Consider the following 25603-nt stretch of genomic DNA (forward strand, 5'->3'; position numbering starts at 1 on the left):
GCAGGTCACGGTTGCGGCCGAGCCTACCACCCAGAGCCCCGCGCCGGCATGCGGCAAGCGAGGGTGCCAACCGCCCGGATTTGCGGCCAAACGGGCGGGTCAGACGTTGAACAGGAAGTTCATCACGTCGCCATCCTTGACGACGTATTCCTTGCCTTCGGCGCGCATCTTGCCGGCGTCCTTGGCCCCCTGTTCGCCCTTGTAGGCGACGAAGTCGTCATACCCGATCGTCTGGGCGCGGATGAAGCCGCGCTCGAAATCGGTGTGGATCACGCCGGCGGCCTGCGGGGCGGTGTCGCCGATGTGGATGGTCCAGGCACGCACTTCCTTCACGCCGGCGGTGAAGTAGGTCTGCAGGCCCAGCAGGCTGAAGGCGGCGCGGATCAGCCGGTTCAGGCCCGGCTCGCTCTGGCCCATGTCGGCGAGGAAGATCTCCTTGTCTTCATCGCTCATCTCGGCCATCTCGGCCTCGGTCTTGGCGCAGATGGCCACCACCGGCGCCTTCTGGCTCTCGGCGTAGGTGCGCAGGCGGTCGAGGTAGGGGTTGTTCTCGAAGCCGTGCTCGTCGACGTTGCCGACGAACATGGCCGGCTTGGCGGTGATGAGGCACAGCGGCTTCAGCACCACCAGCTCTTCCTTGCTGAAGGCGATGCTGCGCACCGGCTTGGCTTCGTCGAGCGCGGCCTGGCACTTCTGCAGCACCGCCACGAGCTTGGCGGCTTCCTTGTCGTTGCCCGACTTGGCGGCCTTCAGCGAGCGCTGCAGCGTCTTTTCCACCGTGCCGAGGTCGGCCAGGCAGAGCTCGGTCTGGATGACCTCGATGTCGGCGATCGGGTCGACCTTGCCGGCCACGTGGATCACGTTCTCGTCGTCGAAGCAGCGCACCACGTTGACGATGGCATCGGTCTCGCGGATGTGCGCGAGGAACTGGTTGCCGAGGCCTTCGCCCTTGGACGCGCCGGCCACCAGGCCCGCGATGTCGACGAACTCGACGATCGCCGGCACGATGCGCTCGGGCTTCACGATCTCGGCCAGCTTCTGCAGGCGCGGGTCGGGCAGCTCCACCACGCCCACGTTGGGCTCGATGGTGCAGAAGGGGTAGTTCTCGGCCGCAATGCCGGCTTTGGTCAGCGCATTGAAGAGGGTGGACTTGCCGACGTTGGGCAGGCCCACGATGCCGCATTTGAGGCTCATGGTGTGCAGGGCGAAAAGTGGGGCGCCGCGCGAGGAGCGCGGGGCAGGGGCGGGATTTTAGTTCCGGGCTAGTGGTGGGCCGCCGCAGCCCGGGCTTCCAGCGCCTGCTGCACCGTCTGCAGGAGGCGCATGCGGCCGACCGGCTTCACCAGCACCTCGTCCATGCCCGCCTCCAGGCAGGCGGCGCGGTCTTCGGCGTAGGCGTTGGCGGTGAGCCCCACCACCGGCAGCTGGCGTGCGGCTTCGCCCGCTTCGCCGGCGCGCAGGCGGCGGGTGGCTTCCAGGCCGTCCATGTCGGGCATGCGCCAGTCCATCAGCACCAGGTCGAAGCCGCCGCGGGTGAGCTGGTTGAGCGCTTCCACGCCCGAGCTGGCGGTGTGGACCTCGATGGAGGCCGTCTCCAGCATCTGCGTGGCGATCATGGTGTTGACGGCGTCGTCGTCCACCAGCAGCACGCGCAGCCCGGCGAGGCCACCCGACAGCGGGGCCAGCGCCGAGTTCACGACCGGCGGCAGGTTGGGCGTTTCGGTGGGCGGCAGCGGCAACCGCAGCGTGACGCGCGTTCCGATGCCCGGCTCGCTCTGCAAGGCCAGGGTGCCGTGCATCAGCCCGACGAGCTGCCGCGTGATGGCGAGCCCCAGGCCGCTGCCGGCATGGCGGCGGGTGTCGCCGCTGTCGGCCTGGTGGAAGGCGTCGAACACCAGCGGCTGGTGCGAGCGCTCGATGCCGATGCCGGTGTCTTCGATGTGGATGTGCACCTGCTTGACGATCGGCTCGTAGCGCAGCGCGAGGCTCACGTGCCCGGTGTCGGTGAACTTCACCGCATTGCCGAGCAGGTTGATGAGGATCTGCTTGAGGCGGAACTCGTCGCCCCGCAGCCAGGCCGGCACGCTGTCTTCCACCGCCACGCGGCACTGCAATGACTTGGCCGAGGCCTGCGGTTCGATGGTCTCCAGCACACGCCCGATGCAGGCGCGCAGCTCGAAGGGCTCGTTGAGCAGCTCCAGCCGCCCGGCCTCGATGCGCGAGAGGTCGAGCACGTCGTTGATCAGATGCAGCAGGTGCGTGCCGCCGCGGCGGACCGTCTCCACCAGCTCGCGCCGGTTGGGCTCGGCGAGCGAGGGATCGCGCAGCAGGTCGGCCGCGCCGAGCACCCCGTGCAGCGGCGTGCGCAGCTCGTGGCTCATCACCGCAAGGAAGCGCGACTTGGCCTGCGAGGCCTGCTCGGCCTGGTCGCGCGCCGACTCGAGGTCGCGCATGCGGCGGGTCACCACGTCGTCGACAGTGAGCGGCTGGCTCGTCGGGTCGTCGACATTGGAGTCGACCGGTGGCGCCAGCACCGACAGCTTGCGCAGCTGGCGTGCGATGCCGAAGAGTGCGCCGATCACGAAGAGCTGCGCGAAGAAGCCGTTCACCACCAGCGGCCAGATGGTGTTGTTCCACTCCGGCGGGTTGCCGTCGCGCAGGTGCACGACGACCGCCGGCAGCGAAGTGAGCGTGAGGACCGTGAGGCACAGGAACAACGCGCGCCACAGCGGCCAGGTCGCATAGACCAGCAGGTGCACACCCACCAGCCAGTACGACATCGACGCAGCGGCGTAGGTGTTGAAGTTCTGCGCCACCAGCAGCATGTAGCTCACGCTGCCGATGAAGTAGAGGCTCAGCATGAGCGAGCCCAGGCCTTGCGCGAGCACCAGGTAGCGGCCACGCCAGTGCACCAGCGCGGCGAGGCCCAGCAGGCACACGATGATCAGGGGGTAGGCGTAGCGGTCCTGGTGGGCGATCTGGCCGAGGGCGGTCTCGGTCCACCACACCAGCAAGACGCTGGCCGCGATGAGGATGAAGAGCCACAGCGCCGTGCCACGTGCCACCAGCGTGATGTTGGGCGTGCCAGGTCTCGCAGCGGGGGAGTTGGAAGCCTGGTGCGGGTCCTTGCGCATGGCGGGCACAGCAAAGGGCAGGTGGTGCGGCCTATTATCGAGGCCACCTGCCCTTTGGATACAAGATCACGAGGAATCCCGATGGACCTGCTCCAGCTCCGCCCTCACACCAAAGACCTGGGTGGTGGCTTCACCGTGCGCCGCGTGTTGCCCGCCGCCCAGCGCCAGGCGGTGGGCCCCTTCCTGTTTTTCGACCACTTCGGTCCGATCACCGCCCACCCGAGCGACAACCACGACGTGCGGCCCCATCCGCACATCGGCCTCGCGACCGTGACCTACCTCTTCGAGGGCGCGATGATGCACCGCGACAGCACCGGCGTCGTGCAGCGCATCGAGCCCGGCGCCATCAACTGGATGACCGCCGGGCGCGGCATCGTGCATTCGGAGCGCACGCCCGACGACCTGCGCACGGTGGACCGTCGCAGCCATGGCCTGCAGCTGTGGTGCGCCGTTCCCGCGGAGCGCGAGGAAGACGAGCCCTCGTTCTCGCACACGCCGGCGTCGGACATCCCGTCGACCGAGCTGCCCGGCGTGAGCGTGCGCGTGATGATCGGCGAGGCTTTCGGCCTGCGCTCGCCGGTGCCGACCTTGTCGCCCACGCTGTATGTCGACCTGCAGCTGCGCGCCGGTGCCTCGCTGCCGCTGCCGGCGGCGGCCCGTGAACGCGCGCTCTACGCCATCGACCAGGGTGTCGAGCTCGACGGCCAGCCGGTGCCGGCGGCCACGATGGTGGTGTTGCCCGAAGGCGTGACCCCCACGCTCAGCGCCCCGCAAGCGGCGCGGGTGGTGATGGTCGGCGGCGAGCCGCTCGGCCACCGCCACATGTGGTGGAACTTCGTCTCCAGCCGAAAGGAGCGCATCGTGCAGGCCGCCGACGACTGGGCCGCTCAGCGCTTTCCGAAGGTGCCCGGCGAGACCGAATTCATTCCGCTGCCCGAGAAGCGGCCCTGACCGAAGGCGTGGCCGGCTTGCGCAGGATGAGCACGTTGCCGGCCACCGCCAGCAGCACGCCCACGCCGGCGAGTGCGTCGGGCCGGTAGCCCTCGAAGAGCGTCGAGATCACCAGCGCGAGGATGGGCGTCATCACGCCGATGGTGCCGGCCGGGCCAGCGCCCAGGCGCTCGAGCAGCGTCAGGTAGCACGCGAACGACAGCACCGAGCCGGCAAGTGCCAGGTAGAGCAATGCAATCCACCATGAGGCGGTGCTGGGCAGGGCGAACGCCTGGCCGCTCAGCAGCGCGATCAGCAGCACCGCCGCGCCGCCATAGAGCATGCCGAAGCCGAGGCTCGGCCACATCGACAGGCCCCGTGCGCCGTTGCGGCTGGCGAGCAGGCTGCCGATGGTCGACAGGAACACCGAGCCGGCGGTGAACACCACGCCGAGCATGGTGTTGCCGCCGACGTGGGTCTTGCCGAATTCGGGCCAGAAGATGAGGGCGACGCCCGCCAGGCCCAGGACGGCGCCGAGGATGAAGCGTCTCGTGAGCGGCGTGCCGAAGAACCATGCCGCGCCGATGCCGCCCGCCAGTGGCGAGGCCGAGTAGCCGACGGCCACCACGCCCGAGGGCAGGTAGCGCTCGGCGTGGTACACGCAGATGTACGACACGCCGTAGAGAAACACACCCTGCAGGGCAAACCACAGGTGCGCACGGCCGTTGAAGCGCAGGGTTTCGCCTCGCGCCGCGCGCCATGCGAGCACGCACGCCCCCGCCAGCATGAAGCGCAAGGCCACGCCGAGCTCCGGGGTGCTGCCTCCGATCTGGAAGGTGATGGCGTACCAGGTCGTGCTCCAGACGAGCACGCACACGGTGAAGAGAACGGAGACCGGCAGGCGCTGCATGCGGCAGCGCTCAGTCGAAGCGGTAGCTCGCCGTCCCCGCCTGCCCCACACGCAGCCCGCACTCGATGCCCTTGACGATCACCGCGTTCATCGCGAAGGTGATCGCGCCATCGAGCCGCGCGTCGGCCCGGAAGGTGCTCAGCGTGTCGCCCGGCTCGTGGCCTTGCACGCCGGTGGCCGGGTCGACGCTCGGGATGGTGCAGCGCGAGCAGGGCTTCACGAGCTTGAGCACCACCTCGCCTTCGGGCGTGTCGAAGCGGATCTCGTCGAGGTGGTCCTCGCCGAAGGCGTCGAGCCCCGACAGCACGATGTTGGGCCGGAAGCGGTTCATCTCGACGGGCGCGGCGCCGCGCTTGACGAGGCGTTCGTTCAGGTCGGCGAGCGAGGCGTCGGAGCTCACGAGCACCGGGTAGCCGTCGCTGAAGGCGTTCTCGGCGTCGAGGTCACCAGTCCACTGCTTGTTCGACAGCCGCTTCTGCTCGGGGTCGAAGCGGGCCAGGCGGCATTTCTGGCCGAGGAAATCGCTGAACCACTGCGCGGCCAGGTCGCCCATGTCGTAGGCGGCGACCTCGTCTTTCCAGACGGTGACGCGCGTCGGCGCTTCCACCGCATCGAGCGCGAGGTGCAGCGCCAGCATGCCGGGCGCCCGCAGCACCAGCTCACTGTGCTTGAGTGTGGGCACGATGAGCGCCATGCGGGGCAGCTCGCGCTGTGTGATGAAGCGGCCTTGCGTGTCGACCACCATCCAGGCCCGGTCGAATTCCAGCCCGGTCTCGATCAGCAGCGCGTCGCGCACGCCGATGCCGGCGCAGCTCTTGATCGGGTGCACATACAGCGCCGAGATCGCCACGTTCAGGTCGCTCACTTGAAGATCCCCTTCAGCTTGTCCTTGAGTTTGTCCTTGGCGGCGTCTTCCAGGCGCTGGCCGCTCGCGGCACCACTGGCCGGGCTCGCCGCACCGGGCAGACCGAGCTTGTCGCGCAGGCGGTCCTTGGCCTGCTGCTCGAGCTTGCTGCCCACTTCGGTCTTGAGCGCCTGCGCGGCGATGGCCGACCAGCGGATGCGCCAGTCCATCGCATCGAACGGCCCGGTGAGGTGCACCGGAATCGTGAGGCCCTTGAGCGCGGCGAGGTCGGCGCCGTCCTGCCCCTTGGAGGTGGAGGCGACCGTGGCACGCGCGGTGTAGTCGATGCGGCTCTTGCCGATGTCGAGCAGGCCATCGCCGCCCAGGCGCAGGAAGGGGCTCTTCATGTCGAGGTCGTTGCTGCGCGCCACACCTTCGCTGATCGCGAACGTGGCACTGAGCTCGGAGAAGTCGGTCTTCTCGGTGCGGCTTGCCTTCTGCACCTCGTCGCCACCCTTGAGGCCCAGCGTGGCCTTGGCCTGGCGCAGGCTCTTGGCGAGGTTCACGCCCTTGATCGCGCCGTCGCGCAGCTGCAGCGCGGCCTTGCCCTGCAGGCGCGACTTGAGTTCGTTGACGCTGCGGCCGGCGCTGTCGACGTCGAGCACCACGCGGCCCGTGCCTTCGAGGACGTCTTTCTGCGCCACGTCTTTCAGGAGCGCATTGACGTTGACGCCATTCGCGCTGCCTGCCACCGCGAGGCGGCTGGCCCGTGCATCGGCGAAGGCGTTGGCGACGAAGCTGCCGCCCCAGGCCTTGCCGCTCAGCTGGCCCACGCGCAGCATGCCGCCTTCGATCGTGGCGGCGAACACCACGTCGGCGATGCGGTAGGTCTGGTAGGCGAACTGACCGATCTTCACGTCGAACTTGCCTTGCACGGAACGCAGGGCCGAGAGGTCGACCGGCGTGTCGGCCGCCGTGCCGCTGCCGGACGACGGGCCCGACGCAGGCGTTGCGGTGGACGATGGCGGCAGCAGGCGGTTGAGGTCGAGAGACTCGAAGCGCGCCGCCACGTTGAGCGTCGTCGGCGTGGTCGCGAGGATGGCCTTGCCTTCGCTCGTGTACGGGTTGCCGTTGATCTGGCCCTTGAGCGCCCAGTTCGCCACCTGTGCCGAGGCGTCGGCCGTGCCTTGCAGCGTGAGGGCCAGCGGCTGCAGCGAAGGCTCGTGCAGTTGCAACTGGGTGTTGAGGCCTTCGAGCGCCACGGCACCCTTGGACGGCTGCAGCAGCAGCGTGGCGCGCACGGTGCCTTCGACGTTGCGCGGGCCGCTGCGGCCCTTCAGCGTGCTCTCGACACTGGGCACCACGATGCGCTCGAAGTTGCCACTCGGCGCGGCCGTCTTGAAGCTGGCATCGATGGAGGTCGGCCCGGCCAGGCTCAGCTGGCCGCTCAAGGGGCTGCCCGTCAAGGAGTCGCGCTTGACGACCAGCTCAGGCCAGTCGAGGTTGAGGTTCATCGGGTGGCCGCTGCTGGTGCCGCCGAGCTTGATGCGGAGCTTGCCGAGCTGCAGCGCCTGGCCGCTCGGGTCGAAGGCGAAGGCCTCGACGGCCAGCGACGACTTGACGAGCCGCAGCGTGCCGAGCCCCGCATCACCGGCGAGCTCGATCTTCTCGGCGCGCAGCGTGCCGTTGGCGGTGTCGAAGGCGATCGCGCCGCGCAGCGTGGCGTCGACCGTCTCGGCGCCGGGCAGCTTGCCCTTCCAGGCCAGCGACATGTCGTTCAGCGTCACGCCCTTGTTGGCGAGCTCGAGCTTGAGCTGCGTGCTGCCGTCGAGTTCGCCTTGCACCACAGGCGCGGTGAGCGCCAGCCGGGCCTTGAGCTTGACGGGCGACTCGACCCCATCGGCCAGACGCCCGGTGCTCACCGAGGCAAGCGCGATGTCGCCGGCGAGCTTGCCCTGCTCGTCGCGCAGGCTCAATTGCAGGTCGTCGAGCTGGATGCTGCTCACGTCGAAGCGCAGCGGCGAGCTGCTTTTTTCCGCAGGCTCGGTCTTGGGCTCGCCCTGCATGAAGTCGTCGACGTTGGAGCCGCCTTTCGCGTCGCGCCGGTAGACCACGCGCAGGCCCTTGGCCCGCACGCTGTCGACCACCACCTGCTGGCGCAAGAGCGGCAGCACGGCGACCGACAGCGCGGCCTCGTCCAGCTTCAGGAATTCATCGGGCCGATTCTTCTCGGACAGCGTGACGCCCGAGACCTGCACCGCCAGCCGCGGAAACACCGCGAGCTTGATCGGGCCGTCGATCGCCAGCGTGCGCTGGCGATGGGTTTTCATCCAGTCGACGGCCAAGCCCTTGTAGGCGTTGGGGTCGAAAGTGGCGACAAGGTAGGTCAGCACGGCTGCGATCAGCAGCACGAACACGCCTGCGCCGATCAGCAGCTTGCGCATCCAGGAAGAAGTCATGCAGGTCTCGTCCCTTGTGGGGATCGTGGGAAAAGTCCCGTAGCCTCGGAAAAGCCATCGGGAGATGGGGAAGAAACTGATTCTGCCCTGGGACCCTTGCCACATTCGCGTCTCTACAATGAAACGCCATGAAACGCTTCGATGTCTGCGTGCTGGGTGCCGGTGTGGTGGGCCAGAGCCTGGCGCTGTCGCTGGCGCGCCAGGGTTTCCAGGTGGCATTGGTGTCACAGCCCGCGTCTGCGTCGGGTGAGGCCTCGCGTGTCGATGTGCGGGCCTATGCGCTCAACGCCGCGTCGGTCGAGCTGCTGAAGTCGCTCAAGGTGTGGGACGCGCTGCCCCCGCATGCGGCCACGCCGGTCTACGACATGCACATCGAGGGCGATGCGGCCTCGGGCCTGCTCGAGTTCTCGGCCTGGCAGCAGCGCTTCGGCGAGCTCGCGTGGATCGTCGATGCACCCGTGCTCGAACAATCGATGGCCGCGGCCGTGCGCTATGCGCCCCATGTGACGCAGGTGACCGAGAAGGTCGAGGCCTCGCTCACCGCCCTTTGCGAAGGCAAGGCCTCGGCCACGCGTGAAGCGCTCGGCGTGACATGGGACCGCCACGACTATGGCCACACCGCCATCGCCGCGCGCCTGAGCGGGGACGCGCCGCACGCGAACACCGCGCGGCAGTGGTTCCGCCAGCCCGATGTGCTGGCCCTGCTGCCCTTCGATGCCCCGCAGCCCGGTCAGTCACATGCGCTGGTCTGGTCGATGCCGGAAGCGCGTGCGCAGGAGTTGATGGCACTCGACGCCGCCGCCTTCGAGCAGGCCTTGAACGAGGCCACCGGCGGCGCCTGCGGCACGCTGCACCTTGCCAGCGAACGCGTAGCCTGGCCGCTGATGCTGGCACGCGCGCGCAGCTGGTGCGGCCCCGGCTGGGTGCTGCTCGGCGACGCTGCCCACGTGGTGCACCCGCTCGCCGGGCAGGGCCTCAACCTGGGCCTGGCCGACGTGGCCACGCTCGCCACCGTCATCTCACAACGCGAAGCCTGGCGCGAGCTGGGCGATGCGCGCCTGCTGCGCCGCTACGAGCGGCAGCGCCAGGCGCCCACGATCGCGATGGGCCAGCTCACCGATGGCTTGTTGCGCTTGTTTTCACATGAGCAGCCGGCGCTGCGGGAACTCCGCAACCGAGGCATGACTCTCGTCAACCACCTTCCACCGCTCAAGCGCTGGCTCGCCTCGCGTGCGCTGGGTTCCTGAAAGAGACTCCCATGTTGTCCTCCCTCATTTCCCGCGCCAGCCGCACCGCCGCCGCGGTGGCCCTCGGCACCCTGTTGTCGCACGCCGCCTTCGCCGACGAAGCCACCATCCGCAAGACACTCCCCGAGCGCCTGCCCAACCTGCCGCCCATCGACGAGGTGACCAAGACGCCGATCCCCGGCCTCTACGAAGTGCGCATCGGCACCGAGATCCTGTATTCCGACGAGAGCGGCAACCACGTGCTCCAGGGCCACCTGATCGACACCAAGACCCGCACCAGCCTCACCGAGGCGCGCATCAACAAGCTCACCGCGATCGAGTTCAACCAGCTGCCGCTGAAGGACGCCATCGTCTGGAAGAACGGCACCGGCGCCCGCAAGATCGCCGTCTTCGCCGACCCGAACTGTGGCTACTGCAAGAAGTTCGAGCAGGACCTGCAGAAGATCAAGAACGTCACCGTCTACACCTTCCTGCTGCCGGTGCTCGGCGGCGACTCGCCGCAGAAGTCGGAAAACATCTGGTGCGCGAAAGACCAGGCCAAGACCTGGCTGTCGTGGATGCTCGAAAACAAGACGCCGCCGCGCTACATGGGGACCTGCTCCACGCCGATCGAGCGCAACCTCGAGCTCTCGCGCAAGTACCGCATCAACGGCACGCCGGCGATCATCTTCACCGACGGCACGCGCATCCCCGGCGCCATCGACGCCGAGCGGCTCGAGAAGCAGCTCGTCGCGAGCGCTGCGGCCACCAAGCCCGGCCTCACCACCACCCCGCCTGCGACGAGCAACTGATCGCCGATCGATGGTCACCTACCGCATCGAGATCGCCGACGCGCACGCCCACCTTTTCGCCGTCACCGTCACCATCCCGCAGCCGGCTGCCGAGCAGCACTTCAGCCTGCCGGCGTGGATTCCCGGCAGCTACCTGGTGCGCGAGTTCGCGCGCCACCTGTCGGGCCTGTCAGCCCGGCAGGGCGATCGTGCGCTGCCGCTGCAGCAGCTCGACAAGGCGACGTGGGTGGCCCGCTGCACCGGCCGTGCAGCACTGACGCTCAGCTACCAGGTCTACGCGTTCGACCCGTCGGTGCGCGCCGCCTACCTCGATGCGCAGCGAGCGTTCTTCAACGGCACCAGCGTCTTCGTGCGCGTGCACGGCCGCGAGGCCGAGCCGCAGCGCATGGAGATCAAGGCCCTGCCCAAGGGCTGGAAGGCGGGCACTGCGCTGCCGAGCGTCAAGATCGATGGGCGCGGCCAGGGCACGTACGAAGCGGCCGACTACGACGAGCTCGTCGACCACCCGGTCGAGCTGGGCGACTTCTGGCGCGGCGAGTTCAAGGCGGCCGGGGTGCCGCACGAGTTCATCGTCGCCGGTGCCTTGCCCGACTTCGACGGCGAGCGACTGCTGGCCGATGCGCGCCGCATCTGCGAGACCGCCATCGCCTTCTGGCACGGCAAGAAGAAGACCTTCTTCAAGCGCTATGTCTTCATGCTCAACGCGGTCGACGATGGCTACGGCGGCCTCGAGCACCGTGCCAGCACCGCATTGATCGCCTCGCGGCGCGACCTGCCGCAGCGCAGCCGCCGCGAGTCGAAGGACCTGAGCGATGGCTACGTCACGCTGCTCGGGCTCATCAGCCACGAGTACTTCCACACCTGGAACGTGAAGCGCCTGCGGCCGAGCGAGTTCACCCGCTACGACTACACGCAGGAGAACTACACCGAGCTGCTGTGGTTCTTCGAAGGCTTCACCTCCTACTACGACGACCTGCTGCTGCTGCGCGCCGGCCTCATCGACGAGCCGCGCTACCTGAAGCTCGTGGCCAAGACACTCTCGGGCGTGCTCGGCATGCCGGGCCGGCAGGTGCAGAGCGTGGCGCAGGCGAGCTTCGATGCCTGGGTGAAGTACTACCGCACCGACGAGAACACGCCCAACAGCACCATCAGCTACTACACCAAGGGCTCGCTGGTCGCGCTCGCGCTCGACCTCACGCTGCGCCACGAAGGCCGCGGCTCGCTCGACGACGTGATGCGCCTGCTGTGGGAGCGCAGCGAGGGCGGGCCGGTGAGCGAGGCCGACATCGCGGCAGCCTTGGCGCAGGTCGGCGGCCGTTCGTACGAGAAGGAATTGAAGGCCTGGGTGCATGGCACCGACGACCCGGCGTGGCGCCTGCAGCTGGCCCGCGCCGGTGTCGACTGGAGCCAGCAGGCGCCCACCGTCGCGCAGCGCCTGGGCCTGCGTGTGTCGGAGAGTGCGCTCACCGGCATCAAGGTCACGCATGTGCTGCGCGGGGGCGCCGGCGAAGCGGCCGGCCTGGCCGCTGGCGACGAGGTGCTGGGTGCGGACAGCTGGCGCCTGCGACGCCTCGACGAGCTGCCGCGCCTCATGGCCGATGCGCGCAGCGTGCAGCTGCTGGTCTCGCGCGACCAGCGGCTGCGCACGCTCACCCTCTCGCTGCCGCCTGCGCCCGAGGCCGGCGCGGTGTCGCTCACCCTGGCCGGCGCCGACAAGACCCCGCCGGCGGCCATGGCGCTGCGGCGCGCATGGCTCACCGCCTGACACAGCGGCTCGCGGCGCCGCGTGCATGGGCGGCGCTGGGGTTGCTGCTGCTGGTGAGCTGGGCCCACGTCGGTGTGGCCGGGTGGATGGCCGAGCAGGCCGCGGCATTCGACCTGTCGTCGCCGCCCGAGGTGCAGCGCATCGAAGTCGCCTACGTGCGCGAGATGCCCTTCACGGCGCCGGCACCACGCGCCGTGGCGCAGGCGGCGCCGGCGCAGCGGCGCACCCCGGCACCGGCGCCTGCGGCGCCCGAGCCTGCGGCGTCGGCACCGCTTCCGGCTGCCGAACCCGCTTCCTCGCCATCTTCGGTTGTCGAGGTGACCGCTCCCGAGCCGGCCGTGGTGGCCGCGGCGTCCGCCCCTGAGCTGGCGTCCAGCGCACCAGCCGCCTTCGAGTGGCCGGTCTCCACCCGCCTGCGCTACCTGCTCACCGGCCACGTGCGCGGCGAGGTGCACGGCCAGGCGCAGGTGGAGTGGATCCGCGCCGGCCCGCGCTACCAGGTGCACCTGGACGTGCAGGTCGGCCCGAGCTTCGCGCCCATCGCCTCGCGCCGCATGAGCAGCGAAGGCGAGATCACGCCCGACGGCCTGCTTCCGCATCGCTATGAGCAGGAGACGCGCCTCGCCTTCGACGGGCCCTATCGCGCCATCGTGCGCTTCGACGGCAGCCGGGTGTGGATGTCCAACGGCAACTCGATGGTGCAGCTCCCCGGCGTGCAGGACACCGCCAGCCAGTTCGTGCAGCTCGCCTACCTCTTCGACCGCGAGCCGCAGCGCCTGCGCGTGGGCGCGGTGGTCGAGGTGGTGCTGGCGATGCCGCGCAACGTGTCGGCGTGGGTCTACGACGTGGTGAAGGAAGAGTTGCTCCACACGCCCTTCGGCGAGGTGCCGTCCTACCACTTGAAGCCGCGCCGCGAGCCGCGGGTCGGCGGAGACCTGGTCACCGAGCTCTGGATTGCGCCGCAGCTGCGCCATTTGCCGATACGCTTTGTGATCCGCCAGGACGCCGAGAACTACGTCGATCTGATGCTCGACCGGCGCCCCGAACTGGCCGCCCCCGACCCCTCCACGCGAACACCACCATGACCTTCGAGAACATCCTCACCGAGCTGCACGGCAGCGGTGCCCTGAAAACGGGCCTCATCACGCTGCACCGCCCCAAGCAGCTCAACGCCCTCAACGACGCGCTGATGAACGAGCTGGGCACTGCCCTCAAGGCCTACGAGGCCGACGACAGCGTGGGCTGCATCGTCGTCACCGGCAGCGAAAAGGCCTTCGCCGCCGGCGCCGACATCAGTGCGATGGCGACGTGGGGCTACATGGACGTCTACAAGTCCGACTACATCACCCGCAACTGGGAGACCATCCGCAGCATCCGCAAGCCCGTGATCGCCGCGGTGGCCGGCTTTGCGCTCGGTGGCGGCTGCGAGCTCGCGATGATGTGCGACATCGTCATCGCGGCCGACACCGCGAAGTTCGGCCAGCCCGAGATCAAGCTCGGCATCATCCCCGGCGCCGGCGGCACGCAGCGCCTGCCGCGTGCGGTGGGCAAGGCCAAGGCGATGGACCTGGTGCTCACCGGCCGCATGATGGACGCGGCCGAAGCCGAGCGCGCCGGGCTCGTCTCCCGCGTGGTGCCGGCGGCCGAGCTCCTCGACGTGGCGCTCGCCGCCGCGCAGACCATCTGCGAATTCAGCGGCCCGAGCGTGATGATGGCCAAGGAGTGCGTGAACCGCGCCTACGAGTCGCCGCTGTCGGACGGCGTCACCTTCGAGCGCCGGGTCTTCCACTCGCTTTTTGCCACTGAGGACCAGAAGGAAGGCATGGACGCTTTCTTGCACAAGCGCAAGCCTGAGTTCAAGCAACGCTAGAAGCTTCGCCCGCCCTTGAACTGCCCTCGCGTGCTGCGCGTGCGGGCGGTGGCCTTTTCAATGGCCGAGAACGAACGCGCCGCATGCGCGTGGCACACCGCGAGGCCCAGTGCATCGGCCGCGTCCTTGCCCGGCAGGCCGGGCAGCTTGAGCAGGCGCTTCACCATTTCCTGGATCTGCTCCTTGCGCGCATGGCCCGCGCCGACGATGGCCTTCTTCATCTGCAGTGCGGTGTACTCCGACACCTCGATGTTGCACGACACGAGGCCGGTGATCGCCGCGCCACGCGCCTGCCCGAGCAACAGCGTGCTCTGCGGGTTGACGTTGACGAACACGATCTCGATCGACGCGCAGGTCGGCTCATAGCGCGAGGCCACCTCGCGCACGCCGTCGTAGATGACCTTCAGGCGGCCGGGCAGGTCGCCCACGGCGACGGCGTCGGTCTTGATGGTGCCGCTGGCCACGTAGTGCAGCGTGCTGCCCTCGACATCGATCACGCCGAAGCCGGTGGTGCGCAGGGCGGGGTCGATGCCCAGAATCCTCATGCGCCAAAGTACCAGCGAAGCGAGTGGAAGAAAACAGGTGCGGCGAAACAAAGCGGCGCGACCCGGTCGAGCAGGCCGACCGCGCCCGTCACCGTGGCACGGCCACCCCAGTGGCGCACGCCGGCATCGCGCTTGAGCGCCTGCATCACCAGCTCGCCCAGCGTGCCGCAGCCGCCCGCGACGAAGCCGATGAAGATCGCCTGCGGTGCCTTGAACGGCGTGATCCAGTACAGCAGCCCGCCGACCAGGCCCGCGGCCAGCGCGCCGAGCGCCCAGGCCCGCCACGAGAAGGTGCGGCTGATGTGGCGCGCGGCCGGCAGCGTGCGGATGCGGCGCTTGACCGTGTGCTGCGCGATCTGCGCGGTGACGACCACCACCACGAGGTAGAGCACCAGGAAGGCGCCCCGGTCCTCGTAGTTGGGGAACTCGAGGAGCAGCAGCGCGGGTGCATGGCTCATGCCGTACACGCACACCATCGTGCCCCACTGGATCTTGGCGGTGCGCTCGAGGAAGCGCGTGGCGTCGTTGCCGAACACGGCCAGGATCGGCAGCGCGGCGAACGCGTACACCGGGATGAACACGCTGAAGAGGTCGAAGAATCGCCCGCCGGCCAGCCAGTACTGCACCGGCAGCACGAAGAAGAAGGCCATCAGCAACGCGCGGTGGTCGCCGCGGCGCGTGTGCGTAAGCGTGATGAACTCGCGCAGCGCCAGGAACGAGATGATGGCGAAGAGCAGCGTCGAGACGACGGCGCCGGTGGCCCACGAGATCCAGAACAGCAGCGTGCCGACCCACAGCGCGCGCATGTCGCGCCACATCGCATCGGTGGCTTCCTGCTTGTCGGGCGTGGCCTGCAGCGACTTCATGAAGGCCACCGCGGTGGCAAACGACAGGATGCCGAAGACGATGACGAAGAGCAGCCCGATCTGCTGCGAGATCGTGAGGCCCCTGAGCCACTGGCCGATGCTCGAGCCCATCACGACGCCACCTTGGCCAAGGCCATCACCGCCTCGCGTGCGCGGGCGAGGAAGGCGCGCTTGTCTTCACCCGGCTGCAGCTGCAGCGGCGCGCCGAAGGTCACCGAGCACAGGATGGGCACCGGCACCACTTCGCCCTTGGGCATGACGCGCTGCACGTTGTCGATCCAGGTCGGGATCAGCTGCACCTCGGGGAACTGCGCGGCCAGGTGGAACAGGCCTGCCTTGAAGGCCTGCGGCTCGCCCTTGTTGCCGCGCGTGCCCTCGGGGAAGATGACCAGCGAGTCGCCGTTCTTCAGCGCCTCGACCAGCGGCTCCAGCGGGTCTTCGTCAGCGGTGCGCACGCGGCTCACATAGACCGCGTTGAAGATCTCGCGCGTGATCCAGTGCTTGAGCGGCGAGGAGGTCCAGTAGTCGCGCGCCGCGATGGGCCGGGTCACCGCCCGCAGGTCGCGCGGCAGCGAGGCCCAGATCAGCACCCAGTCGAAGTGGCTCTGGTGGTTGGCGAAGTAGATGCGCTGCTCGGCCTTGGGCGGGCTGCCGTACCAGTGGCCTTGCGCGCCCGTGATGAGACGGGCGAGAAAGGCGAGGATCAGGCCTGCCAGTTCGGGCAGCGTCATGCTCAGTGACGGAAGTGGCGCACGCCCGTCAGGACCATGGCGATGCCATGTTCGTTTGCAGCGCCGATCACTTCCTCGTCGCGCACGCTGCCGCCCGGGTGGATCACGCTGGTCGCGCCGGCCTTCACCAGCTCATCCAGCGTGTCGCGGAACGGGAAGAAGGCGTCGCTCGCGACGGCCGAGCCCTTCAACGACAGGCCCGCGGCCTCGGCCTTGATGCCGGCGATGCGCGCCGAGTCGAGCCGGCTCATCTGGCCGGCACCCACGCCGAGCGTCATGCCGCCAGCGCAGAAGACGATGGCGTTGCTCTTCACGTACTTGCCCACCGTCCAGGCGAAGAGCATGTCTTCGAGCTGCTGCTTGGTGGGCTGGGTCTTGGTGACGACCTTCAGGTCGGAGAGCTTGAGCTCATGGTTGTCGGCGCTCTGGATCAGGAGGCCCGAACCGATGCGCTTCACGTCCTGCGCATTGCGGCCTTGCTCCCACGCGGTGGTGCCGCCCTTCGGCAAGGCGATCTGCAGCACGCGCACGTTCTTCTTGACGGCGAAGATGTTGAGTGCATCCTGCGTGAACGACGGGGCGATCAGCACTTCCATGAACAATTTCGTGGCGTGCTCGGCGGTCGACGCATCCACCTCCGTGTTGAAGGCGATGATGCCGCCAAAGGCCGAGGTCGGATCGGTCTTCAAGGCCTTGGCATAGGCCTCGGCCGCGTTGGCGCCGAGGGCCACGCCGCAGGGGTTCGCGTGCTTGACGATCACGCAGGCGGGCGTGTCGAATGACTTCACGCATTCCCATGCCGCATCGGCATCGGCGATGTTGTTGTACGAGAGCTCCTTGCCCTGCAGCTGCTTGCCGGTCACGAGCGAGCCGGGCGCTGGGTTCAGGTCACGGTAGTAGGCGGCGGTCTGGTGCGGGTTCTCGCCATAGCGCAGGTCCTGCAGCTTGACGAAGCGGCCGTTGCTCTGCGCCGGGTACTCGGCGCGCGAGCCGTCGGGCTGCAGCGACGACAGGTAGTCGCTGATCGCGGCGTCGTAGTTCGAGATGCGGTTGAACGCCGCCACCGACAAGGCGAACTTCGTTTCCTTGCTCACGCTCTTGTTCGCCTTCAGCTCGGCGATCACCTGCGCGTACTGCGACGCATCGGTGAGCACCGCCACGTCCTTCCAGTTCTTGGCAGCGGAACGCACCATGGCCGGGCCGCCGATGTCGATGTTCTCGATCGCGTCTTCCAGCGTGCAGCCGGGCTTGGCGACGGTGGCTTCGAAGGGGTAGAGGTTGACGCAGAGGATGTCGATCGGCGCGATGTTGTGCTTCTGGATCGCGGCCACGTGCTCGGGCAGGTCGCGGCGGGCCAGCAGGCCGCCGTGGATGGTCGGGTGCAGGGTCTTCACGCGACCGTCGAGCATCTCGGGAAAGCCGGTGTGGTCGGCCACCTCGGTCACGGGCAGGCCGGCGTCGGCCAGCAGCTTGGCGGTGCCGCCGGTCGAGAGCAGCTTCACGCCGAGCGCGTTCAGCTCGCGTGCGAAGTCGAGCACGCCGGTCTTGTCGGAAACGGAAATCAGGGCTTGCATGAGAGGCGTCTTCTTTATTTAACGAGCTTGTGGTCGAGCAGCTTGCGCCGCAGCGTGTTGCGGTTGATGCCCAGCCATTCGGCGGCGCGGCTCTGGTTGCCGTCGGCGTGTTTCATCACCACGTCGAGCAACGGCTTCTCAACCACCTTGAGGATCATGTCGTACATGGCGGTGGGCTCCACGCCGCGCAGGTCCTTGAAATAGGCCTCGAGGCTGTCCCTCACGCACTCTTCTATGTGTTTTTTGCTCATGCTTCTTGTTCGATGAGGAGGTCGTCGTCTGCTGCGTGGCTCGTGGCCGGCAGCCGTGGGTGCTTGTCGGCGAGCTGGTCGAACCAGTCGGTCACCGCCTGGACCTGCGTGTCGCAGGTTTCCAGCTTGTTCATGAAAGCGCGGAAGTCTTCGCCGCCTGGCAGCGCGCGCACGGCCCAGCCGATGTGCTTGCGGGCGGTGCGCACGCCGGTGTATTCGCCGTAGAGGTCGTAATGCTCGTGCAGGTGCTCGAGCAGCCAGGTCTTGGCCTGCAGCACCTCGGGCGCCGGCAGGTGCTCGCCGGTCTCGAGGAAGTGCGCGATCTCGCGGAAGATCCACGGCCGGCCCTGTGCGGCGCGGCCGACCATGATCGCGTCGGCCTTCGTCACGGCGAGCACGTCGCGTGCCTTCTCGGGACTGTCGATGTCGCCATTGGCCACGACCGGAATGTCGACCGCGGCCTTCACCGCCGCGATGGTGTCGTACTCGGCATGGCCGCCATAGCCTTGCTCGCGCGTGCGGCCGTGCACTGTGACCATCGCAACGCCGGCCGATTCAGCCACGCGTGCAAGCCGCACGGCATTGCGCTCGGCCTGGCACCAGCCGGTGCGCATCTTCAGCGTGACCGGCACCTTGTGCGGTGCACACGCGGCGACCACCGCTTCGATGATCGCCGTGGCGAGCGGCTCGTCCTGCATCAGCGCGGAGCCCGCCCACTTCGTGCACACCTTCTTGGCCGGGCAGCCCATGTTGATGTCGATGATCTGCGCGCCACGGTCGATGTTGTAGGCCGCGGCCTCGGCCATCATCTGCGGCTCGGTGCCCGCGATCTGCACCGCGATCGGTGCGACCTCGCCGTCATGGTTGGCGCGGCGCGAGGTCTTGAGGCTCGTCCACAGGTCGCGGCGCGAGGTGACCATCTCGCTCACCGCGTAGCCTGCGCCCAGCCGCTTGCACAGCTGGCGGAACGGCCGATCGGTCACGCCCGCCATCGGGGCGGCGAACAGGTTGTTCGCGAGGTGGATGTGGCCGATCTGCATGGGTGAGAAGAGATGAAGAGTCGGCCGGGCTGCTCAAAAAGGAGGCAGAGTATAAGCCCTGAAACCTACAGGCTTTGTGTCCAAAACCCGCTCTAGATAATGCGTGGGATGGAAGCCTGGATCGAGTCGTTGTTGTCTCTGTTGGCATTGCCCCAGTTCGGGTTGAGCACCGTCTTCATCGTTGCCTTCATCTCCGCGACCTTGCTCCCCGTGGGCTCCGAGCCCGCCGTGTTCGGGCTCGTGAAACTCAACCCCGAGCTCTTCTGGCCCGCGGTGTTGGTGGCCACTGCCGGCAACACGCTTGGCGGCATGGTCACCTACTGGATGGGCTATGGCGCGGAGCGTGCCTACGAGAAGGTGGCACACCATGAGCCACGCGAAGCGCGAGTGCTCACGTGGCTGCGCCAGTTCGGTGCCAAGGCCTGCCTGATGTCGTGGCTGCCTCTCTTTGGAGACCCGCTGTGTGGCGTGGCCGGTTGGATGCGGCTGCCGTTTTGGCCGTGTGTGCTCTACATGGCGATCGGCAAGTTCGGGCGCTACCTCGTGATGACGGCGGTGCTGCTGTGGATGTGGCCGGGGCAGTACGGCGGGTGAGCGAGGGTTCGGCGGCGCGCGATTTGTCAGAAAGTCGACGCTTCGCCGGCATGGCGTCGTATCGGCGTGGCTTGTGCATGGCACGATGAAACGGTCGCCCTTGACCAAGAGGTCTCCATGCCCATCAAGTCCCCGCAGCCTCGCGCCAGACGCATGAACTGGTTCGATCGGCTCAAGAGCCTGTTCCAGAAGTCCGAGGCCGCGCCGCCCAGCTTGACCCAGGTGCTCGGCAAGGCCGGCTCGCGCCGCAGCGGCAAGAGCGGCAAGGCCCCCGGCAAGAACGCCGCGAACGTGTCGCACATGCTCAAGGCCCTGAAGGTGGTGCTCGACCAGCACGGGGCTTCGCGCTCGGTGCTGGCGCACCTGAGCGTGGTGGAGCAGGCGCTCGGGCACGGTGGCCTGCACGCGCTGGAGGACGTGCCGGCCGATGTGCTCGGCAAGGCCTTGTCGCAGCTCGAGATGCTGGTGTCGGACTGGTCCGAAGCGGGCATCGCTGCCCTGCGTGCGCAGATCAAGGCCGCGATGGCCAAGCCGGGCCGCATCGACGTGCGCGGCACCTCCTCGAAGAAGTCGACCGACTTCGACAACAGCCGGCTGCAGGTGAACGAAGCCAGCGTCTCCGTCTTCATGGAAGCGCGGGCACGCTGGGAAACCTCGCTGACCGGCGGGCGCTGACGGCAACGCCGCCGCGGAAAAGACAAAGGGCGCCGAGGCGCCCTTTGTCGTTGCTGCAGCGTGTTCAGGCCGTCTTGCGGGCGGCCTTCTTGGCGGCCGGCTTGGCGGCCGTCTTCGTCGCCGTCGTCTTGGTGGCGCTCGTGCGGGGCGCCGCCGGGGCCTTGCCGGCCTTGGCCAGCTGCGCGCTCAGCTCGTCGATGCGCTTGTGGAGCGCTTCCACGTCCTTCGCGCTCGGCACGCCCAGCTTGGCCAGCGCCTTGGCGGTGCGCTCCTCGAAGATCGACTCGAGCTTGTCCCAGTGCTGGCCGGCCTTGGTGGTCACTTCGCCGGCCATGCCGGTCATCTTGCTGGCCATCTCGTTGAGCTTGCCTTCGGCAACGCTCTGCGTCTTCTTCTGAAGCGTCACGCCTTCCTTCACCAGCGCCTCGAAGACCTTGCCGCCTTCTTCCTGCGCCTTGGAAAAGGCGCCCAGGCCGGCGAGCCAGATCTGCTGGGCCGAGTCCTTCACCGTGGCGGCGAACTGGCTGTCGAGCAGGCTTGCGGGCGACGCGGCCTTCTTGTCGGCCATCTGCTTGAGTTTCTTGACCATGGTCTCGTTCCTGTGAGTGGTGGATGAAGAAAGACGGTGCGCCGTCGCGGCACGAGGCGCCACTATAGGAGCGAGCGCGGCGCATGGCACCTGCTTTCTCTAGTGAGAGCCCCCAAGCGCCATCGGCGTCGAGGCTCGGGAAACTTCGCAGGGCATGCGCTTGCCTTTGGACAAGAATTCGCCCGTCATCCACAGGAGGAACGCATGCAGTATTTCGTGACCGGAGCCACCGGGTTCATCGGCAAACGCCTCGTCAAGACCTTGCTGCAGCGACGCGGTGCGACCGTGCACTTCCTGCTGCGCGAGGGCAGCGAGAGCAAGCTCCAGGCGCTGCTCGAGTACTGGGGCGCGCCAGAAGGCCGCGCCGTGCCGGTGTATGGCGACCTGACCGCCAAGAAGCTGGGCGTCTCGGCCGACGTGATCAAGAAGCTCAAGGGCCACATCGACCACGTCTACCACCTCGCGGCGGTGTACGACCTCAAGGCCGATGAAGAAGCGCAGGTGCAGGTCAACATCGACGGCACGCGCAACCTGGTCGAGTTCGCGAAGGCCATCGACGCCGGCCACCTGCACCACGTGAGCAGCATCGCCGCGGCAGGCCTCTACGAAGGCGTGTTCCGCGAAGACATGTTCGACGAGGCCGAGAACCTCGACCACCCGTATTTCATGACCAAGCACGAGAGCGAGAAGATCGTGCGCACCGAGAGCAAGGTGCCCTGGACGGTCTACCGCCCCGCGCTCGTGGTCGGCGACTCGCAGACCGGCGAGATGGACAAGATCGACGGGCCGTACTACTTCTTCAAGCTCATCCAGCGCATGCGTCAGCTGCTGCCGCCGTGGATGCCGAGCATCGGCTTGGAGGGCGGGCGCATCAACATCGTGCCGGTCGACTTCGTGGTGAGCGCGCTCGACCACATCAGCCACAGCAAGGCCGAGCTCGACAAGAAGTGCTTCCACCTCGTCGACCCCGAGGGCTACCGCGTGGGTGACGTGCTCGACACCTTCAGCAAGGCCGCGCACGCACCGAAGATGAACCTCTTCATCAATGCGGCGCTGCTGGGCTTCATCCCCAAGGGCGTGAAGAAGGGCCTGATGGCCATTGCGCCGGTGCGCCGCGTGCGCAACGCGGTGATGAAGGACCTGGGCCTGCCCGAAGACATCTTCACCTTCATCAACTACCCCACTCGCTTCGACTGCCGCGACACGCTCGCGGCGCTCAAGGGAAGCGGGATCGCCTGCCCGAAGCTGCCCGACTACGCCTGGCGCGTGTGGGACTACTGGGAGCGCCACCTCGACCCGGCGCTCTTCGTCGACCGCAGCCTGCGCGGCACGGTGGGCGGCAAGGTGGTGCTGGTGACGGGCGGCTCGTCGGGCATCGGGCTGGCGGCGGCGATCAAGTTCGCCGAGGCCGGGGCCATCACCATCATCTGTGCGCGTGACGAGGCCAAGCTGGCGGAGGCGAAGAAGGAGATCATGGCCGCAGCCGGCAAAGGTGCCAACGTGGCCACCTACTCGGCCGACATCGCCGATGAAGCCAGCTGCGCCGGCCTCATCACCTGGCTGACCGACACCTATGGCGGGGTCGACTTCCTCATCAACAACGCGGGCCGCTCCATCCGCCGCGCGATCGAGAGCAGCTACGACCGCTTCCATGACTTCGAGCGCACGATGCAGCTCAACTATTTCGGCTGCCTGCGCGTGACCATGGGGCTGCTGCCCGGCATGGTGGCGAAGAAGAAGGGCCATATCGTCAACATCAGCTCCATTGGCGTGCTGACGAATGCGCCGCGCTTCTCGGCCTATGTGGCGAGCAAGGCAGCACTCGATGCCTGGACGCGCTGTGCGTCGAGCGAGTACGCCGACACCGGCATCACCTTCACCACGATCAACATGCCGCTGGTGCGCACACCGATGATCGCGCCGACCAAGATCTACAACAACGTGCCGACGCTGGCGCCCGAAGAGGCGGCGGACATGATTGCCGAGGCCTGCGTGGACAAGCCGGTGCGGATTGCGACTCGCCTGGGCATCACCGGGGAGGTGCTGCATGCGCTCTTGCCGCGGGTGGCGCAGATCGTGATGAACACGAGCTTCCGGATGTTCCCCGACAGTTCTGCGGCCAAGGGCGACAAGAGTGGGAAGCCGACGCTCTCGCCGGAGGCGGTGGCGCTGCAGCAGATGATGCGGGGCATCCACTTCTGAGTTGAAGCAGCCGGGCGCGGCGACAATCGCCGCATGCGCCTTGCCGACATCCGTCAACGACTCGCCGCCCTCGGGGCCGGCCCGAAGCACACCGCACGTGTGCTTCGGCTGTGGTCGCAGGCTCAGCCGCAAGACAGCGGCAAGCGCCGGCTGGAAGACTTCATGCCGCAGCGCGTGCGCGAGGCGCTGCCAGCGCTGAGCGAAGAGCTGCAAGGCCTGGCCCGCCTGCGGGCCGAGCACGTTGGCGAAGACGGATCATCGCGGTTGCTGGTGGAACTCGCTGACGGGCAGACGGTCGAGAGCGTGCTTCTCCCGCGCGACGGCCTGTGCGTCTCCACCCAAGTGGGCTGCGCCGTCGGCTGCGTCTTCTGCATGACTGGCCAGAGCGGCCTGCTGCGCCAGCTCGGCAGCGCCGAGATCGTGGCCCAGGTCGCCCTCGCCCGCACCCGCCGCGTGGTGAAGAAGGTGGTTTTCATGGGCATGGGCGAGCCCGCCCACAACCTCGACAACGTGCTCGAAGCGATCGACCTGCTCGGCACCGGCGGCAACATCGGCCACAAGGAGCTGGTGTTCTCGACCGTGGGCGACGAGCGCGTCTTCGAGCAGCTGCCGCTGCAGACGGTGAAACCGGCGCTCGCGCTCTCGCTGCACTCCACGAAACCCGAGCTGCGCGCCGAGCTGCTGCCGCGCGCCCCGCGCATCGACCCGGCTGACCTGGTGGAAGAGGGCGAGCGCTACGCCCGCCTCACGCACTACCCGATCCAGTACCAGTGGACGCTGCTGGAGGGCATCAACGACAACGACGACGAGCTCGACGGCATCGTGCGCCTGCTCAAGGGCAAGTACGCAGTGATGAACATGATCCCGTACAACCAGATCGACGGGTTGCCCTACCAGCGGCCCTCATGGGAGAAGGCCGCCTCCCTCGCGCGCCGCCTGCACCAGCGCGGCGTGCTGACCAAGCTGCGCCACTCGGCGGGACAGGACGTCGACGGCGGCTGTGGCCAGCTGCGCGCGCGCATCAGCGCGACGGAAGAACCGGTGGCCCCCCGGCAGCGGCGTGTGGTGCCGGTGCGGCCCGTCTCGAATTGACGCTGAGTCAGTCGCGCGCCGCGAGCGAGCGGCTCGCACGCAGGGCCAACAGCGTGCACACGCAGCCCGACAGCAGGTAGACCGTCACCGCGCCCAGCCCGAAGCGGGCCGAGAAGCCCAGCGCCACCAGCGGCGCGAAGGCCGCGCCCACCAGCCAGGCCAGGTCTGAGGTGAGCGCCGCGCCGGTGTAGCGGAACTTCGACGCGAAGTTGGCCGTGACGGCACCGGCCGCCTGGCCGTACGACAGGCCCATCAGCACGAAGCCGACGAGGATGAAGAGGTCCTGCCCCAAGGCGCCGCCATCGAGCAGCAGCGGCGCGAAGAGGCTGAAGACGGCGATCAGCACCGCCAGCAGCGCCAGCGTGCGGCGGCGGCCGATGCGGTCGGCGATCAGGCCGGAGACGGGCATGGCCAGCGCGGCCAGCACCGCGCCCACGATCTGCACCGCGAGGAATTCGCCCGTCACCTGGTCGGAGTACAGCAGGATCCACGACAGCGGGAACACCGTCACGATGTGGAAGAGCGCATAACTGGCGAGCGCCGCGAAGGCGCCGATCACGATGTGCCGGCCCTGCTTGCGGAAGAGCTCGCCTTCGTTGCAGGGCTCGAGCTCGCGGGCGTTGAGGTCACGCTCGTACTCGTGGGTGACGACCAGGCGCAGGCGCGCAAAGAGCGCCACCACGTTGATCGCGAACGCGGCGTAGAACGGGTAGCGCCAGCCCCAGGTGAGGAAGTCGGCAGCGTCGAGGTTCTTCCACAGGTAGGCGAAGAGGCTGCAGGCGATCAGGAAGCCGAGCGGTGCGCCCAGCTGCGCGAGCATCGCGTACCAGCCGCGGCGGTGCCTGGGCGAGTTGAGCGCCAGCAGCGAGGGCAGGCCGTCCCACGAAGCGCCCATCGCCAGGCCCTGGCCGATGCGGCACACGGCCAGCAGCACGATCGCGAGGTCGCCCCAGGTGTCGTAACCGGGCAGCAGCGCCATGCTGACGGTGGACGTGCCCAGCAGGAAGAGCGCGACGGTGAGCTTGGTGCTGCGGCCGAAGCGGCGCTGGATCTCCATGCCCGCCAGCGTGCCGATCGGGCGAACGACGAACGCAAACGCGAAGAGCGCAAAGGCGTAGAGGATGCCCTCCAGCCGGCCGGCAAAGGGGAAGAACACCGCCGGGAAGACCAGCGCCGAGGCGATGCCGTAGACGAAGAAGTCGAAATACTCGGACGCCCGGCCGATCACCACGCCGACGGCGATGTCGCCCGGCGCCACGCGCTCGTGCTGTGTGCTGCCCGGCGCGTGATGGATGCTGCTGGTCCGGTGGGTGGGGAGGGCGGGGTGGGCGGTGCTCGACATCGGGCGGCAAGGCAGGACAGAGGTGCGAACGAGGATACGCCACCCAAGCCCGGGATGGCAGAGGTGTTCCTCTCGCCAGAGGGGTGGGACAAATTGTCCAATGGTTGATCTGGGTCAATCTGTCTACATTGCGGCTTCACGTGCGCAAGTGT

At 68.1% G+C, this 25603-nt stretch carries 23 protein-coding genes; 10 read left to right on the top strand and 13 right to left on the bottom strand.

Features of this window, described 5'->3' with window-relative positions:
* Window positions 1-99: 99 nt before the first annotated feature.
* Both ychF and JI745_RS21070 read right to left on the bottom strand, forming a co-directional pair.
* The gene (gene ychF, locus JI745_RS21065) at window positions 100-1194 is read right to left on the bottom strand and encodes a redox-regulated ATPase YchF (RefSeq protein WP_201811467.1); all 1095 of its coding nucleotides are present in this window, start codon (window positions 1192-1194) and stop codon (window positions 100-102) included.
* 68 nt (window positions 1195-1262) lie between these two features.
* Window positions 1263-3134, bottom strand: a complete 1872-nt coding sequence (locus JI745_RS21070) for an ATP-binding protein (RefSeq protein ID WP_201811469.1) — start codon at window positions 3132-3134, stop codon at window positions 1263-1265.
* A gap of 81 nt (window positions 3135-3215) precedes the next feature.
* Here JI745_RS21070 and JI745_RS21075 point away from each other — a divergent pair, with 81 nt between their 5' ends.
* A complete protein-coding gene (locus tag JI745_RS21075; protein ID WP_201811471.1) occupies window positions 3216-4085 on the top strand; it encodes a pirin family protein in 870 nt (289 codons plus the stop codon).
* Here JI745_RS21075 and JI745_RS21080 read toward each other — a convergent pair.
* Genes JI745_RS21080 through JI745_RS21090 form a run of 3 tightly spaced genes read right to left on the bottom strand, consistent with a single transcriptional unit; the run spans window position 4057 to window position 8277 of the window.
* Window positions 4057-4974 (bottom strand): DMT family transporter, encoded by a 918-nt coding sequence (locus JI745_RS21080; RefSeq protein WP_201811473.1) that lies wholly within the window; start codon window positions 4972-4974, stop codon window positions 4057-4059. The genes JI745_RS21075 and JI745_RS21080 overlap by 29 nt on opposite strands.
* Before the next feature lie 10 nt (window positions 4975-4984).
* Window positions 4985-5839, bottom strand: coding sequence for an MOSC domain-containing protein (locus JI745_RS21085; RefSeq protein ID WP_201811475.1), 855 nt, complete (start codon window positions 5837-5839; stop codon window positions 4985-4987).
* Complete coding sequence (locus JI745_RS21090) at window positions 5836-8277, bottom strand: AsmA family protein (protein WP_201811477.1); 2442 nt, start codon at window positions 8275-8277, stop codon at window positions 5836-5838. Before JI745_RS21090 ends, JI745_RS21085 begins: the two co-directional genes overlap by 4 nt.
* Window positions 8278-8405: 128 nt before the next feature.
* On the opposite strand from JI745_RS21090, the gene JI745_RS21095 reads away from it, so the two are divergent.
* From JI745_RS21095 to JI745_RS21115, 5 genes are read left to right on the top strand one after another with little or no spacing between them, the layout of a single operon-like run.
* Window positions 8406-9524, top strand: a complete 1119-nt coding sequence (locus JI745_RS21095; RefSeq protein WP_201811479.1) for an FAD-dependent oxidoreductase — start codon at window positions 8406-8408, stop codon at window positions 9522-9524.
* Window positions 9525-9535: 11 nt separating this feature from the next.
* Window positions 9536-10315 carry a DsbC family protein gene (locus JI745_RS21100; RefSeq protein WP_201811481.1) on the top strand — a complete coding sequence of 260 codons (780 nt, stop codon included), beginning with the start codon at window positions 9536-9538 and terminating at the stop codon, window positions 10313-10315.
* 10 nt (window positions 10316-10325) lie between these two features.
* A complete protein-coding gene (locus tag JI745_RS21105; RefSeq protein ID WP_201811483.1) occupies window positions 10326-12080 on the top strand; it encodes a M61 family metallopeptidase in 1755 nt (584 codons plus the stop codon).
* Window positions 12065-13165, top strand: coding sequence for a DUF3108 domain-containing protein (locus JI745_RS21110; RefSeq protein WP_201811485.1), 1101 nt, complete (start codon window positions 12065-12067; stop codon window positions 13163-13165). Before JI745_RS21105 ends, JI745_RS21110 begins: the two co-directional genes overlap by 16 nt.
* Window positions 13162-13950 carry an enoyl-CoA hydratase gene (locus JI745_RS21115; protein ID WP_201811487.1) on the top strand — a complete coding sequence of 263 codons (789 nt, stop codon included), beginning with the start codon at window positions 13162-13164 and terminating at the stop codon, window positions 13948-13950. Before JI745_RS21110 ends, JI745_RS21115 begins: the two co-directional genes overlap by 4 nt.
* Here JI745_RS21115 and ruvC read toward each other — a convergent pair.
* Genes ruvC through dusB form a run of 6 tightly spaced genes read right to left on the bottom strand, consistent with a single transcriptional unit; the run spans window position 13947 to window position 18957 of the window.
* A complete protein-coding gene (gene ruvC, locus JI745_RS21120) occupies window positions 13947-14495 on the bottom strand; it encodes a crossover junction endodeoxyribonuclease RuvC (RefSeq protein WP_201811490.1) in 549 nt (182 codons plus the stop codon). The genes JI745_RS21115 and ruvC overlap by 4 nt on opposite strands.
* Window positions 14492-15472: a phosphatidate cytidylyltransferase gene (locus JI745_RS21125; protein WP_236675077.1), complete on the bottom strand. Its 981-nt coding sequence runs from the start codon at window positions 15470-15472 to the stop codon at window positions 14492-14494. The genes ruvC and JI745_RS21125 overlap by 4 nt, the downstream gene beginning before the upstream one ends.
* Window positions 15472-16092 (bottom strand): lysophospholipid acyltransferase family protein, encoded by a 621-nt coding sequence (locus JI745_RS21130; protein WP_201811491.1) that lies wholly within the window; start codon window positions 16090-16092, stop codon window positions 15472-15474. Before JI745_RS21130 ends, JI745_RS21125 begins: the two co-directional genes overlap by 1 nt.
* A 2-nt stretch (window positions 16093-16094) precedes the next feature.
* The gene (gene purH, locus JI745_RS21135) at window positions 16095-17666 is read right to left on the bottom strand and encodes a bifunctional phosphoribosylaminoimidazolecarboxamide formyltransferase/IMP cyclohydrolase (protein WP_201811493.1); all 1572 of its coding nucleotides are present in this window, start codon (window positions 17664-17666) and stop codon (window positions 16095-16097) included.
* A gap of 14 nt (window positions 17667-17680) precedes the next feature.
* Window positions 17681-17917, bottom strand: coding sequence for a Fis family transcriptional regulator (locus JI745_RS21140; RefSeq protein WP_201811495.1), 237 nt, complete (start codon window positions 17915-17917; stop codon window positions 17681-17683).
* A complete protein-coding gene (dusB, locus tag JI745_RS21145; protein ID WP_201811497.1) occupies window positions 17914-18957 on the bottom strand; it encodes a tRNA dihydrouridine synthase DusB in 1044 nt (347 codons plus the stop codon). Before dusB ends, JI745_RS21140 begins: the two co-directional genes overlap by 4 nt.
* Window positions 18958-19065: 108 nt before the next feature.
* Here dusB and JI745_RS21150 point away from each other — a divergent pair, with 108 nt between their 5' ends.
* Together JI745_RS21150 and JI745_RS21155 are read left to right on the top strand one after the other, a co-directional pair.
* Window positions 19066-19551: a YqaA family protein gene (locus tag JI745_RS21150; RefSeq protein WP_201811499.1), complete on the top strand. Its 486-nt coding sequence runs from the start codon at window positions 19066-19068 to the stop codon at window positions 19549-19551.
* Window positions 19552-19668: 117 nt separating this feature from the next.
* Window positions 19669-20226 (top strand): hypothetical protein, encoded by a 558-nt coding sequence (locus JI745_RS21155; RefSeq protein ID WP_201811501.1) that lies wholly within the window; start codon window positions 19669-19671, stop codon window positions 20224-20226.
* 64 nt (window positions 20227-20290) lie between these two features.
* Here JI745_RS21155 and JI745_RS21160 read toward each other — a convergent pair whose 3' ends face one another.
* Window positions 20291-20815 (bottom strand): phasin family protein, encoded by a 525-nt coding sequence (locus JI745_RS21160; RefSeq protein WP_201811503.1) that lies wholly within the window; start codon window positions 20813-20815, stop codon window positions 20291-20293.
* 204 nt (window positions 20816-21019) lie between these two features.
* Here JI745_RS21160 and JI745_RS21165 point away from each other — a divergent pair, with 204 nt between their 5' ends.
* Complete coding sequence (locus JI745_RS21165; protein WP_201811505.1) at window positions 21020-23017, top strand: SDR family oxidoreductase; 1998 nt, start codon at window positions 21020-21022, stop codon at window positions 23015-23017.
* 33 nt (window positions 23018-23050) lie between these two features.
* Window positions 23051-24109, top strand: a complete 1059-nt coding sequence (locus JI745_RS21170) for an RNA methyltransferase (RefSeq protein WP_201811507.1) — start codon at window positions 23051-23053, stop codon at window positions 24107-24109.
* A 7-nt stretch (window positions 24110-24116) separates the two neighbouring features.
* On the opposite strand, the gene JI745_RS21175 is transcribed toward JI745_RS21170, so the two are convergent.
* Window positions 24117-25451: an MFS transporter gene (locus JI745_RS21175; RefSeq protein ID WP_201811509.1), complete on the bottom strand. Its 1335-nt coding sequence runs from the start codon at window positions 25449-25451 to the stop codon at window positions 24117-24119.
* Window positions 25452-25603 lie beyond the last annotated feature (152 nt).

It is taken from the genome of Piscinibacter sp. HJYY11 (assembly GCF_016735515.1).
GTDB lineage: Bacteria > Pseudomonadota > Gammaproteobacteria > Burkholderiales > Burkholderiaceae_C > Rhizobacter.

Bases quoted from the DNA above. Each gene is read 5' to 3' on its own strand.
- ychF (WP_201811467.1), bottom strand. From the start codon at position 1,194: ATGAGCCTCAAATGCGGCATCGTGGGCCTGCCCAACGTCGGCAAGTCC.
- JI745_RS21070 (WP_201811469.1), bottom strand. From the start codon at position 3,134: ATGCGCAAGGACCCGCACCAGGCTTCCAACTCCCCCGCTGCGAGACCT.
- JI745_RS21075 (WP_201811471.1), top strand. From the start codon at position 3,216: ATGGACCTGCTCCAGCTCCGCCCTCACACCAAAGACCTGGGTGGTGGC.
- JI745_RS21080 (WP_201811473.1), bottom strand. From the start codon at position 4,974: ATGCAGCGCCTGCCGGTCTCCGTTCTCTTCACCGTGTGCGTGCTCGTC.
- JI745_RS21090 (WP_201811477.1), bottom strand. From the start codon at position 8,277: ATGACTTCTTCCTGGATGCGCAAGCTGCTGATCGGCGCAGGCGTGTTC.
- JI745_RS21095 (WP_201811479.1), top strand. From the start codon at position 8,406: ATGAAACGCTTCGATGTCTGCGTGCTGGGTGCCGGTGTGGTGGGCCAG.
- JI745_RS21100 (WP_201811481.1), top strand. From the start codon at position 9,536: ATGTTGTCCTCCCTCATTTCCCGCGCCAGCCGCACCGCCGCCGCGGTG.
- JI745_RS21105 (WP_201811483.1), top strand. From the start codon at position 10,326: ATGGTCACCTACCGCATCGAGATCGCCGACGCGCACGCCCACCTTTTC.
- JI745_RS21110 (WP_201811485.1), top strand. From the start codon at position 12,065: ATGGCTCACCGCCTGACACAGCGGCTCGCGGCGCCGCGTGCATGGGCG.
- JI745_RS21115 (WP_201811487.1), top strand. From the start codon at position 13,162: ATGACCTTCGAGAACATCCTCACCGAGCTGCACGGCAGCGGTGCCCTG.
- ruvC (WP_201811490.1), bottom strand. From the start codon at position 14,495: ATGAGGATTCTGGGCATCGACCCCGCCCTGCGCACCACCGGCTTCGGC.
- JI745_RS21125 (WP_236675077.1), bottom strand. From the start codon at position 15,472: ATGGGCTCGAGCATCGGCCAGTGGCTCAGGGGCCTCACGATCTCGCAG.
- JI745_RS21130 (WP_201811491.1), bottom strand. From the start codon at position 16,092: ATGACGCTGCCCGAACTGGCAGGCCTGATCCTCGCCTTTCTCGCCCGT.
- purH (WP_201811493.1), bottom strand. From the start codon at position 17,666: ATGCAAGCCCTGATTTCCGTTTCCGACAAGACCGGCGTGCTCGACTTC.
- JI745_RS21140 (WP_201811495.1), bottom strand. From the start codon at position 17,917: ATGAGCAAAAAACACATAGAAGAGTGCGTGAGGGACAGCCTCGAGGCC.
- dusB (WP_201811497.1), bottom strand. From the start codon at position 18,957: ATGCAGATCGGCCACATCCACCTCGCGAACAACCTGTTCGCCGCCCCG.
- JI745_RS21150 (WP_201811499.1), top strand. From the start codon at position 19,066: ATGGAAGCCTGGATCGAGTCGTTGTTGTCTCTGTTGGCATTGCCCCAG.
- JI745_RS21155 (WP_201811501.1), top strand. From the start codon at position 19,669: ATGCCCATCAAGTCCCCGCAGCCTCGCGCCAGACGCATGAACTGGTTC.
- JI745_RS21160 (WP_201811503.1), bottom strand. From the start codon at position 20,815: ATGGTCAAGAAACTCAAGCAGATGGCCGACAAGAAGGCCGCGTCGCCC.
- JI745_RS21165 (WP_201811505.1), top strand. From the start codon at position 21,020: ATGCAGTATTTCGTGACCGGAGCCACCGGGTTCATCGGCAAACGCCTC.
- JI745_RS21170 (WP_201811507.1), top strand. From the start codon at position 23,051: ATGCGCCTTGCCGACATCCGTCAACGACTCGCCGCCCTCGGGGCCGGC.
- JI745_RS21175 (WP_201811509.1), bottom strand. From the start codon at position 25,451: ATGTCGAGCACCGCCCACCCCGCCCTCCCCACCCACCGGACCAGCAGC.